The 12,166-nt window shown below is 45.4% G+C and carries 12 protein-coding genes; 6 read left to right on the forward strand and 6 right to left on the reverse strand.

The genetic code is table 11. The features are described 5' to 3' along the window. Nucleotides 1-2: 2 nt before the first annotated feature. From AKN87_RS04540 to bluB, 5 genes are read left to right on the forward strand one after another with little or no spacing between them, the layout of a single operon-like run. Entirely contained in the window at nt 3-962 is a 960-nt protein-coding gene (locus AKN87_RS04540) for a FecCD family ABC transporter permease (protein ID WP_053102621.1), read from the forward strand. Then, nucleotides 962-1,726 (forward strand): ABC transporter ATP-binding protein, encoded by a 765-nt coding sequence (locus AKN87_RS04545; RefSeq protein ID WP_053102622.1) that lies wholly within the window; start codon nt 962-964, stop codon nt 1,724-1,726. Before AKN87_RS04540 ends, AKN87_RS04545 begins: the two co-directional genes overlap by 1 nt. Nucleotides 1,727-1,759: 33 nt before the next feature. Then, the gene (cobO, locus tag AKN87_RS04550; protein ID WP_053102623.1) at nt 1,760-2,368 is read left to right on the forward strand and encodes a cob(I)yrinic acid a,c-diamide adenosyltransferase; all 609 of its coding nucleotides are present in this window, start codon (nt 1,760-1,762) and stop codon (nt 2,366-2,368) included. Then, the gene (locus AKN87_RS04555) at nt 2,369-3,850 is read left to right on the forward strand and encodes a cobyric acid synthase (RefSeq protein ID WP_053102624.1); all 1,482 of its coding nucleotides are present in this window, start codon (nt 2,369-2,371) and stop codon (nt 3,848-3,850) included. Beyond that, nucleotides 3,843-4,556: a 5,6-dimethylbenzimidazole synthase gene (bluB, locus tag AKN87_RS04560; protein WP_053102625.1), complete on the forward strand. Its 714-nt coding sequence runs from the start codon at nt 3,843-3,845 to the stop codon at nt 4,554-4,556. The genes AKN87_RS04555 and bluB overlap by 8 nt, the downstream gene beginning before the upstream one ends. Nucleotides 4,557-4,686: 130 nt before the next feature. On the opposite strand, the gene AKN87_RS04565 is transcribed toward bluB, so the two are convergent. The 5 genes from AKN87_RS04565 to AKN87_RS04590 form a co-directional block, all read right to left on the reverse strand. After that, on the reverse strand, nt 4,687-6,405 hold the full coding sequence (locus AKN87_RS04565; protein ID WP_053102626.1) for a DUF262 domain-containing protein: 1,719 nt from the start codon (nt 6,403-6,405) through the stop codon (nt 4,687-4,689). 679 nt (nt 6,406-7,084) lie between these two features. After that, complete coding sequence (locus AKN87_RS04575; protein ID WP_053102628.1) at nt 7,085-7,780, reverse strand: hypothetical protein; 696 nt, start codon at nt 7,778-7,780, stop codon at nt 7,085-7,087. 132 nt (nt 7,781-7,912) lie between these two features. Further along, nucleotides 7,913-8,104 carry a YqaE/Pmp3 family membrane protein gene (locus AKN87_RS04580; protein ID WP_053102629.1) on the reverse strand — a complete coding sequence of 64 codons (192 nt, stop codon included), beginning with the start codon at nt 8,102-8,104 and terminating at the stop codon, nt 7,913-7,915. Nucleotides 8,105-8,213: 109 nt separating this feature from the next. Then, a complete protein-coding gene (locus AKN87_RS04585) occupies nt 8,214-9,011 on the reverse strand; it encodes a PhzF family phenazine biosynthesis protein (protein ID WP_053102630.1) in 798 nt (265 codons plus the stop codon). 86 nt (nt 9,012-9,097) lie between these two features. Then, nucleotides 9,098-9,850 carry an endonuclease/exonuclease/phosphatase family protein gene (locus tag AKN87_RS04590; protein ID WP_053103625.1) on the reverse strand — a complete coding sequence of 251 codons (753 nt, stop codon included), beginning with the start codon at nt 9,848-9,850 and terminating at the stop codon, nt 9,098-9,100. A 316-nt stretch (nt 9,851-10,166) separates the two neighbouring features. On the opposite strand from AKN87_RS04590, the gene metR reads away from it, so the two are divergent. Beyond that, complete coding sequence (metR, locus tag AKN87_RS04595; protein ID WP_053102631.1) at nt 10,167-11,087, forward strand: transcriptional regulator MetR; 921 nt, start codon at nt 10,167-10,169, stop codon at nt 11,085-11,087. Between the two features lie 74 nt (nt 11,088-11,161). On the opposite strand, the gene AKN87_RS04600 is transcribed toward metR, so the two are convergent. Further along, entirely contained in the window at nt 11,162-12,166 is a 1,005-nt protein-coding gene (locus AKN87_RS04600; protein ID WP_053102632.1) for a branched-chain amino acid ABC transporter permease, read from the reverse strand.

The following is a 12,166-nucleotide window of genomic DNA, read 5'->3' on the forward strand; positions in this document are numbered from 1 at the left end:
CGATGCTACGCACGCTTTTAGTACTAGGCTGCCTTGCCCTGCTTACCCTAGGTTTAGCCCTCGCCATTGGCAGCGTGACTATTAATCCAGATGCGTTATGGCTAGCGTTACAAGGGCAAGGTAATCCACTGCATCAGACCTTGCTCTGGGAGTTACGTCTGCCTCGTGCCCTCGCGGCGTTTGCCACCGGAGGCTTATTGGCCGTGGCCGGGGCGTTAATGCAAATTTTACTGCGTAACCCGTTAGCCGATCCTTATGTACTAGGCTTATCTGGTGGCGCTGCAGTTGGGGCATTATTGGCTATGCTGGCTGGACTAGGCGCGGTCTTAATTTCAGGCCTGGCTTTTACTGGTGCGATGCTAGCGATGTTATTGGTGTTTGGCCTCGCCCAAGGTAGCGGCAGTTGGACCGCCTCGCGCTTACTGCTGACCGGGGTGGTCGTGGCCGCCGGCTGGGGAGCAGTGATTACCCTGATCTTAGCCTTGACCCCCTCCTACAAATTACCCGGCATGCTGTATTGGTTAATGGGCGATATCTCTTATGCGCGCTCCCCTTGGCCGGCCTTAGCCGTACTGGCAGTGGCCAGCCTGCTGATTTTACCGCTAGCGCGCAATCTTAATGTGTTGGCACGCGGCCCCTTACAAGCCGCCGCCTTAGGCGTAGCCGTTCGCCCCTTGGAATGGAGTATTTATCTCATCGCCAGCCTACTCACTGCCACCGCCGTGACCACCGCTGGCAGCATTGGTTTTGTCGGACTGATCGTGCCGCATATGCTGCGTTTAGTGTTGGGCAATGACCAGCGCTTAATTTTACCGGCCAGCGCCCTTGCTGGCGGCAGTCTATTAGTCCTGGCCGATACCTTGGCGCGCACCGTGATTGCCCCCGAGCAATTACCGGTCGGCGTTATTACTGCTTTACTTGGCGTGCCGACTTTTTTGTATCTCTTGCATCGGAGTCGTTAATGAGTGCTTTAGCCTGCGTTGAGCTACAGCTAGATTTGCCACGCCCTGCTGGCACCGCCCTAAACCTAAACTTTGCTGCGGGTCAAAGCTGGGGCATTTTAGGTCCTAATGGCGTTGGCAAAACCACCTTGCTGCATACCTTAGCCGGTTTAAAGGCAGCCCACAGCGGCCAAATTCTGCTGCAACAGCAACCTCTTAAGCAGTTATCACGTAAGCAAATCGCACAACAATTAGGTTTGGTGTTTCAAGAGCGCCAAGACAGCTTTCCCGCCTCTGTCTTAGAAACAGCGCTGATGGGCCGGCACCCATGGTTGGCGCCTTGGCAACAAGAACAAGCACTTGATCTGCAACTGGCCCAGCAGGCATTAGCTGCCGTAGACTGTCAAGCATTAGCGCCTCGTTTACTCAGCAGTTTATCTGGCGGTGAGCGGCAACGGGTCGCAATTGCTACGTTAATGACGCAAAACCCTGCTATTTGGCTGCTCGATGAGCCAACGAATCACCTAGATTTACAGCATCAAATGCAGGTGATGCGCTTATTAACCGCACAAGCGCACTCCGGCAAAACGGTGATTATGTGTCTGCATGACCTTAACTTAGCCGCGCGTTGGTGCAGCCATGTGTTGTTGCTGTATCCCGATGGCAAAGCCCGTTGGGGCGAGAGCCAGCAGCTGTTGCAGGTCGACACCTTAACCGAACTCTATCAACAGCCTTTAACCTCAGCCTTGGTAGAAGGCCATCACGTATTTATTCCGCTGGCCTAACCACCAGGCCTGCGTGATCAAAAGGAGCAACCCATGTCTCGCAACAGCAACCCTGAACGCCATGCACAACGTATGGCGATTAAACAAAAAATTATGCAGCAACGGATTGCCCAAGCGCAAAAAGAACAAGGCATTCTCTTGGTCTTAACGGGGCCAGGCAAAGGCAAAAGTAGCTCGGGCTTTGGTATGGTCGCCAGAGCGCTGGGCCACGGCATGAAAGTAGGCATCGTACAATTTATTAAAGGGGCTTTTAGTACAGGCGAGCAGGCTTTTTTTAGTCAGTTAGCCAATGTCGATTACCATGTGATGGGCCAAGGCTATACCTGGGATACCCAAGATCGCGAACAAGATATGGCCGCCGCCAGCGCCGCGTGGGAGGTAGTAGCCAAGATGCTGCAAGACCCAAGTTACGATTTACTACTGCTTGATGAGCTAAATATCGCCCTGAAATATCAGTACCTGGATCTTGACCGCGTGCTGGATGATCTGCAAGCGCGCCCAGCTATGCAGCATGTGATTGTTACCGGTCGCAATGCACCACCCGAGCTGATCGAGTTAGCAGATACCGTGACCGATATGCGTGCCCTCAAGCATGCGTTTAAAGACCAAGGAATTAAGGCGCAAAAAGGGATTGAGCTGTAAATGACCACACTGATGGTGCAAGGCACCACCTCAGATGCGGGCAAAACCACAGTGGTCGCGGCCCTGTGCCGTTGGTTAGCTCGTCAAGGAGTTTCGGTAGCTCCGTTTAAGCCGCAAAATATGGCGCTCAATAGCGCCCCTACCTGTGATGGCGGTGAAATTGCGCGCTCGACGGCATTACAGGCGCTCGCCTGTGGAATCGAGCCGCACAGTGATATGAATCCAGTCTTGCTCAAGCCGCATACCGATTGTGGAGCTGAGGTGCTGATTCGCGGGCGACATTATGCCCAGCTGAATGCGGTGGATTATCACGCTTATAAAGCCCATGCCATGCAGTCGGTGATGGCGGCTTGGCAGGCATTAAGTGAGCGCTATCAGGTGATTATTGCCGAAGGTGCTGGCAGCCCCGCCGAAATTAATTTACGCCACCATGATATTGCCAATATGGGCTTTGCCGAAGCCGCCGACTGCCCAGTATTATTGGTCGGCGATATTGATCGGGGCGGCGTGTTGGCACAATTGGTTGGTACGTTAGCGCTACTTAGCCCCAGCGAACAAGCACGTACCCAAGGCTTACTGATTAACCGTTTTCGTGGTGATCTCGCTCTCTTACAGCCAGGCTTAGACTGGCTAAGCCAACATACTCATAAGCCGGTCATTGGCGTGCTGCCCTACTTAACCAATTTGTTATTGGATGCTGAAGACGGATTAGCCAGCAGCCAGCACTCTGCTAAGGCCACATTTAAGCTGCTGATTCCTTTAGTGCCACGCATGACGCAACACAATGAATTCGATCCCCTGCGCTTACACCCAGCGCTGGATGTATGCTTTAGCCATCACCCAGCCGAAATACCTGCTGCGGATTTAATCATTTTACCCGGCAGCCAAAACCCGATCGCTACCTTAGCTTGGCTTAAGCAGCACGGTTGGCTAACGGCCATTCAGCGGCATCTGCGCTATGGCGGCAAACTCTTGGCTTTGGGCAGCAGTTTTCCGCTCCTAGGCCAATCCCTTAGTTATGGCGCAGCAAGCCAACCACAGACCGAACAGGGCTTAGGCTTAGTTGCTTTGCATACGCAGCTTGCCCGTATCACCAGCCTAGAAAGCGTACAGGGCAATCTGTGCTTGCCCCAGCATGCAGGATTAGCCTGCAGCGGGTATCGCCTAGTGCAAGGCAGTCTGCAGGGTAGCGCATTGGACGCACCGCTGTTACAGCTGAATGGCCAAGCCGAGGGCGTTCTTAGTTTAGATCAGCAAGTAGCGGGCTGTGCAGTGCACGGTTTATTTGAACAGCCGCAGGTGGCAGAGGCTTTGTTAGACTGGGCCGGTTTAAGCCAACCGGGAGCCGCCGTGGATTATCAGCAACATCGTTTAAAGGAGTTAGATCGCTTAGCCGATCTGATTGATCAGCACTTAGATACCCAGTGGTTGTATCAAGTCTTAAAGCTTAATCCTAACCCGCAAGGACTCTTGCATGTCTGAGGTTAATCGCCCCTTTACTGCCGAGCAATTAGCTGGGGTCTATCGCGCCATCTATGAGCGCCGCGATGTGCGCTCGCAGTTTTTAGCCGATCCAATTCCTCCTTCAGTTTTAGCGCGTTTACTTAAGGCGGCGCACCACGCACCTTCGGTTGGTTTTATGCAGCCGTGGGATTTTGTGCTGATTGAAAGCCCTGCCATTCGCCAGCAAGTCTTGGCTAGCTTTAATCAAGAAAATGCTAAAGCAGCCGCTAATTATCAAGGCGAGCGTCGGCAACACTATCAAAGCTTAAAGCTGCAAGGGATTCTTGATAGCCCGATTAACCTTTGTATTACCTGCGATCGCAGCCGAGGCGGCCCCCATGTCTTAGGGCGCAACTCGGTGATGGAGATGGATCTGTTTAGCAGTTGCTTAGCGGTGCAAAATCTGTGGCTAGCGGCCCGTGCCGAGGGCATTGGCGTAGGTTGGGTTAGTATTTTAGATCCCCAGCAGCTAGCTACTATTTTACAACTGCCAGAATCGGTCTACCCTTTGGCTTACTTGTGTTTAGGCTATGTCAGTGAGTTTCTCGAGCAACCCGAGCTTGCTAGTAAAGGCTGGCGCTCGCGCCTGCCTTTAACCCAGTTAGTACATTCAGATACTTGGGGATCGGCCGTTAACAATCAGCAACTGCTAGATCAGTTAATGCTTAACCAGAGCGATGAGTAATTGCTCATCTAGAAGCTTTTTCGTCATTAAAATAGAAAATTAACTTTTAAAGCTTAATCTAGCTAAAACTTAGTGCCCCAATAAATTTAAATATATTTTTACTCATAGCCAACTATAAAACTACAAGTCTTTATATAATTAGCTTACGTAAAGAGCAGTAAATTGACTCTGCCATCAATCTAGTTCGCCTTGTTATCTCTTCATCAGTCCATAACTCACAATCAAGAAAAATTTGTCTCATTGGATAATTCTTATCCTTAAGTATCTTAAACTTTTTTTCAGGTGGCAAATTAGATAATTCTTCAGAGTTTGTTACCTTATCTAAAAGAATTAGATTGCCTATGCTAGCTACTTTTGCCTCACCACAAACCTTCAAGGTTGACTCAGAAAGTATATGTTCTATTGTCGAGCTCTCAAAATCTATTGGTAATCCACTACAGCTTGAGTTAAATAACTTAGACAGCGTATATTTAACGATCGCTTTATTTTTTGTTTTTGTAGATGTGTACTCTAGCTCTGAAAACTTTACAACAAATTCATCCATTTCAGGAAGCCTTGAGCATAAAAAAATCTTAAGATCATTAAGTACAACTTGAACTTCATCATTAGTTCTTGCTCTAGTTAATTCGATAGCAAGTCTGGAATAATTTGATGCTATAGTTCCAGAGGATCTCTGCGAAGTTATTGCATTAAAACAATAATGAAATGCTTCTATTTTTGATAGTGCACTTGTAAGATTTCTTAGAGAAATATAACCACTCCTATACGATCTAAGCAATGCTAAAGTCATCGCAGTTTGCTGTTTAACCTTAAACAAATTAAGAGCTTTCAATGACAATTTAACAGGTACCTCTTCTCTAGTCCAACTCGATTCTTCAGGATGCATCAGCGCTGCATAATATGGCGCAGTATTTGCTAGGTCTGATAACAGCTCTTCCGCAATCTCAGATGAATCAGATACATAAGTCTTAATTTCAGAGAACAGTCTCTTATCAGTGCAATAGCTAACTACCGAGCACCAGTAGTGAACTAAAAAACTATCAATAATACTCGTTTCACCAAAGTCATCAAACACTTTTACTAAGCTATTCCACAACTCCTTTGACTTATCTATAGAAGTACTTTTACTTTTTATATTTTTCAAAAAAAGATTCTTAACCAAATCTGAAGTCGCTAAGTCTCTACCTCTTGCATTTAAAGTCTCAAATATTAAGTAAGCATCATCTTCATTATCCAGCTGAATAAAAACAAGCTTTAGCGATAGAACTTTATCTCTAATTCCTTTAAGCTCTTTAACTATACTACTCTCATCAGGTAACAGTGAAATCTGTTTTGATTCATCTGAGTAGACCTCAGGTATTATTGAATATAGCTTTCCATTAATAAGCTCGAATGCAACTTCTAATTTTTTCTCTTCAACCCCTGCCTCACCTGGAACACTATACCCATCAAAACTTTGAATATGACTCTGAAGATAAGGGAATGATGTTTCAGACCTTAATATAAACTCATCTTCATTATCTATATTTGCCTTTTCAACATACTTATGCACACCTTTCGCTAAATTCTCCTCTCCTATTTTTATAAATGCATTTCTGATTGCTGATAGAATTAAAGTTATAGTTGTTAATCGTTGCTGCCCATCAACAATTCCAAAGTATGGTTTACGCTCCTGATAAACAACCATTGAACCTATAAAGTAATTCTCAGTCTTTTCAAGTATTATATCATCCCAAAAACTTTCTACTTCTTCTGCACTCCATGAATAAGGCCGTTGAAATCTTGGAATTTTGAAGTATCCCAGAGAGAATATATCTTGAATTTCCTTATCAGCAGCTTCAATCTTCATTTTCAATCTTCATTTTATAATTTATTCCCAGTGAATTATTCACTCTAAGATATACGAGCAGTGAGCCACATAAAAACAATAAAAAGTCAAAACAAATAATTCTAATCTATTTACTACAATAGTTTTCTCAATAGACCTATTCCACTTTAAAGCTTAAGGCCTATCCTTTCCCATAATACCAATATAGTCAAACTACCCATAATTAATCCTAGAAACATAAACATTAGGCTCGGCTTTATCTAGAACTTTTTCTATCTTATAAGTAAACGGGTAAGATTTAACATTATCTTTATACTGAAGTGTAATATTGGCCTTACATTTCTTCATATATTCATTTTCTTCTACAACAGACACTCTTTCAATTTTACTTTTAATTTTCAATGATTTTTTATAAATCTCTTCTAAACTCGAATACTTTCCACTGTGCAGAAGTCCTGGTGACTTGAGTATTTGTCTTAGATTCTTAGAGGACTCGGATTTAAGTATCAGCTCCTTTACATAATCAGAATTGCAATCGAAATGCTCAGCACCGCAAGCAGTTAACAATATACAAATAGTCGCAGAATATTAAACATAAAACCTCCAGTTCATAGCAAGAAAAAAACAACTAAAAAACAACTTAAAAACATTATAAAATAGAAGTATTCCTTATCTATCACAGATAAATAAAACACCTCTATTAGTCGTGTGACACCTCAGAAACCATCTCCAACAAATACAACTCATCAATATCCTTAATCTCGCTTAAGCGGATCAGCTGGGGGAAACTAAAGTTTGTCCAGGTATCCTTAAACACCGGCTCTAACTCTTCTTCATTTTGGTGAATGTTTTCTTTTTCCAGCATTTTTCTCGTGGAGAAATTAATGCTTATTTCAGAAAGCACGGTGGGTCCGCGCGTAGAGTAGACATCAAAGCCAATCAATTCAAAGTCGTTATTTTGATGACGAAAATTATAGGTCCAATTGCCATAGCGCCCATGGCTATAGGTGGCATAGAGATTACCGCGCTTTATCGCTAGCTCTAAATCAGGTGCAAAATATACGCCACCATCTTCATTTTCCGATGCAAAGACTTCGGGATTAGTTAAGGCTAGCTCATAGCCTTGGGCGCGATTAAATACAATCACTAGTCCGCGTCGGTTACGATCTAAGGTGCCACGATACTCATGCTCAATCACCCGCCGCGGATCAGTGCCCTTTACCATAAATACGTAATCTGGCCGCCCATCTTTATTTAAATCCCCTGTCAACTCTTCAACCAGCACATACCCTTGGGGAATAAAGGCTTTAGGATCAGTCGCCAACTGCGTCGCAGCCTGCACTCCCGTAGCTAGTGAGCAAGCAGCCAATGTTAAAGCTAATGCGAGTTTATGCATAACATCCTCTAAAAATTGTTACGACTGATAGTCCTTTTATTGATTAGATAACGGCACTGCAGCTAGAGCTTATTGGGTTAATTAAGGGTCGCTATTGAGCCAGATCACCGCTCTGATTTATCGCGAGACTATTTATCGCGAGCCTAAGGCTTTTTCAATTTTCTTATCTGTTTTGTATTGGCTTAAGGCATAAACCGACCAAATAGCGGCTGGAATCCAGCCAATTAACGTGATTTGCAGCAGTAAACAAATAATCCCTGCAAAGGGGCGACCAATAGTGAAAAACTGTAACCAAGGTAAAAAGATGGCAAGTAGTAAACGCATAATACTGTCCTTTAAATGGCTTAAGTAAGTGGCTAACTGATAACAGCTGAACTGTTTGAAACCCTAAAGTATTGCCCACCTGCTTGCAACTATCAGAAAGGTCTCATGCTTATAGGCTGATGGTTCCACTTAAATACTGCACCGCCCTACCAGAAATAATCACTCTATCCCCTATAACCGAACACTTAAGCACACCACCACGAGCTGAGGCCTGATAAGCCAGCAGTTCATTTTTGCCTAAGCGCTCAGCCCACAATGGCGCTAACCCAGTATGGATTGATCCCGTCACTGGGTCTTCATCGCCGCCATTAGCTGGCCAAAAGTATCTTGAGATAAAATCGTACTTTTCCGACTCAGAGCGGCAGGTAACCACCACATCCAGTGGCTTTAATTGCTTGAGCTGTGCATTGTCGCGCTCGACCGCTAACACCTCGGCCTCTGTAGGATAAATCACAAAGTAAGCTTGTGCATTGCAATGAACTTCTTGGGGCGCAATAGACAGCCCCGCGCTTAGTTGCTTAGGGATAACTTCTAATTTGCTAGGCTTGGTGTTAGGAAAATTCATCTTAATGTCGCCTGCAGCCGCCTGTTCAACCAGTAACTCTCCCACTGCCTGGGCAGAAAAAGTGAGTGCACTTAACTCAGGTTGCTGCTTAAACAAGACAAAGGCGGAAGCTAAGGTGGCATGCCCACAAAAATCAATTTCGGTTAACGGTGAAAACCAACGAATCTGGTAACACCCCACCCCCGTTGGCACCACAAACGCCGTTTCTGAAAGATTATTTTCTGCTGCAATGGATTGCATTAAATCATCAGCCAGCCACTGCTCGGTAATAATCACCGCCGCTGGATTGCCAGAAAATACTGCATCGGTAAACGCATCGACTATAGTGATGGCTAGTTGCATATCAATTGACCTGAATGTCTATGCCAAAATTAAGCGCCAGTCTGAAGCCGCTAAACGGCATAAAACCAATCGCTAAAAGTGGTTTGTTAGCTGTTAATAATTAATGTCAACGGCACATGGTCACTTATGGAAATCCATTCTTCATGAAAACCGACCTGTAAATTACAGCTTTCTGAAAAGTCAGATGAAGTAAAAATATAATCAATATGGTGAGCTTTCTCTCGGTTTCGATACAAGAAAAATGTTGGGTTTGTCTCTTCGCCCTGCTCTTCATTAAAGACACGATGATACTGACTTTCAAAACCAATCTCGCTTAGCTCATTGACTACATCAGAATGATTCCACCACCGATCTGGCTTATCCCAACGCGTACTGCTATTAAAGTCGCCAAGAATAATAGTTTTATTATGGCTAAGTTCTTGGCGATGAATTTGAAGATATTTCCAGAGTTGCCCTATATACCCAAATACTTCGTCATTTCGCCCTTTCATCCAGACAGCAAGCACCGTGAAATCTCTATTGATACTGAAAGGGAGAAACAATCGGAGTTCTTCAGTACGCCAGCTCAGTGCTTTACTTTTGCTGAACAATTTAGGGATAGAAAAACTGCCGCTCCAATCTAATCTTTCAACCCTATGACCATTTCTAGGAAAAATGCCAATACCACGATTTTTTGATTCTCCTACCCACAGATATGAACCAGCCCAGTCTCTATATTCAGGAGTCGATAACGCAGGATCTTCACATTCCTGAACCACCAAAACATCTGCTTGTAAGCTATCTGCATTTGTAAGCTTCCGTCTGAGAGCTCCATTACAGTTCCAAGTAACTATTTTCATATATATAAATATCTTGTAAATACCCCATTTATAACACAGCAATCTCGTAGAGAGCTTATGCCGCATTTAAATACTCTAACGGCGTCATGTCATTGAGTGAATCGTGCGGTCGTTCAGCGTTATATAACTCAGGTCGTATCACAGTCTAGTTTTAAATTCTATACGCATGGATATACACCAAAAATTTACGCAGCCACGCAAAACTTCTTTTATCCCCAAAATAAAGCTATTTTTGTTTCTTAGCGCATAATGAGGCAATCTAAACTCATTTCTTACCTTCATCAGTTTTCCTCACCTTGTTACCTAAGGGATGCTCATGCTCGAAATCCGTCATTTAAAAACGCTTCAAGCCTTAAAAGAAGCCGGCAGTTTGGTCGAGGCGGCTGAGCGTTTGCACCTCACCCAGTCGGCCCTTTCCCACCAATTTAAAGAATTAGAAGAACGCCTAGAAACCAGCTTATTTGTCCGTAAAACCAAACCGGTGCGCTTTACCAGTGCTGGTCTGCGTTTGCTTAAACTAGCTAACGAAGTATTGCCCTTAATGCGCGCGGCCGAGCGTGATCTGGCGCGTTTAATTGGTGGTACTGCGGGGCGTTTGCACATGGCGATTGAATGCCATAGCTGCTTTCAATGGTTAATGCCCACCATTGATCAGTTTCGTGATGCTTGGCCTGAAGTCGAGTTAGATTTAGCCTCGGGCTTTTCTTTTGCTCCCCTGCCTGCTTTAGCTCGCGGGGATCTGGATTTAGTGGTCACCTCAGATCCCATGGATATTAGCGGCTTAAGTTATATTCCGTTATTTACCTACGAGCCGTTATTAGCCGTGGCTAACCAACACCCACTGGCGCAAAAAAACTTTATTGAACCAAATGATTTAGCCGACCAAACCCTAATTACCTATCCGGTTGATCGGGATCGATTAGATATATTTACCCAGTTTTTAGATAAAGCTGACATTGAACCCCTAGCGATACGTACTTCAGAACTTACGGTAATGATGATGCAACTTGTTGCCAGTGGCCGTGGCGTGTGTTGCCTACCTAATTGGGCGCTGCATGAGTACAGCAGCAAAGGCTATGTAAAAGCGATTAAACTTGGGGCCAAAGGCTTAACCTCTACCCTGTATGCGGCCATTCGTAGCGATATGCTAGACACCCCTTTTATGCAGGATTTTTTACTCACCGCCAAAGACACCTCCTTTACCACTTTAGCGGGCGTTTGTGCAGCTAAGGATTAGCACGCAAAAAAAGAACCAGGGCAGCTTAGTTCACACACCGCGCTGCCCCAGTTCAAGGCTCAAGGACGCCAAAGTTATTTAAAGTTTTTACGGATCAGCTTACTCATCCAGCCCACTAAGCCTGCTCTGAACATCAGGACACAGACCACAAAGATCACCCCAAGAATCACGTGCACCCAATCACCTAAAGGCCCGCTACTTAGATAGGTTTGTAAGGTCACTACAATACTGGCGCCCACAAATGGCCCCAACACCGTGCCCACACCGCCTAGCAAGGTCATCAAAATCACCTCGCCGGACATATGCCAGTGCGCATCAGTTAACGATGCCAACTGGAACACCACGGTTTTAGTTGCCCCAGCTAAACCCGTTAGGGCCGCCGATAACACAAACGCCAGCAATTTATGGGCATCCACGTTATAGCCCAACGACACTGCCCGCGGTTCATTCTCACGAATGGCTTTTAACACCTGGCCATAGGGCGAATGAATGGTGCGCTGAATCAACAAGAAGCCGCCAATAAACACAGCCAGCACAAAATAGTACATATTCAGATTGTTCTTCAGATCAATCAGCCCGAACAACTGACCACGCGGAACCCCCTGCAGCCCGTTCTCACCACCGGTGAAGTTAGCTTGCATATACATAAAGAACACCAGCTGCGCCAAGGCTAAGGTGATCATGGCAAAGTAAATACCTTGCCGACGAATCGCCAACACGCCAAAGATCAAGCCCAGTCCAGCCGAGGCCGCAGTACCTGCTAAAATCCCCAGTTCGGTACTTAAGCCCGAGTACTCAGTCAAGACAAATCCGGTGATATAACCGCCAGTGGCTAAAAACGCGGCATGGCCAAAAGACAATAAACCGGCATAGCCCAACAGCAAGTTAAAGGCACAAGCAAACAGTGCAAAGCACAATAGCTTCATTAAAAACACCGGATAAATGCCAAAGGGAGCAATCAACGCCAGCAGCACAAAGGCGGCAAAAAACAGTTTATTACGCCGACTAGCAGCCCGCCGACGCTCGCGCTCGACACGAATCCGTTGCTGCTGTGCAGGCTGATTTAATACTTCAGACAT

This window comes from Thiopseudomonas alkaliphila (assembly GCF_001267175.1).
GTDB lineage: Bacteria > Pseudomonadota > Gammaproteobacteria > Pseudomonadales > Pseudomonadaceae > Oblitimonas > Oblitimonas alkaliphila.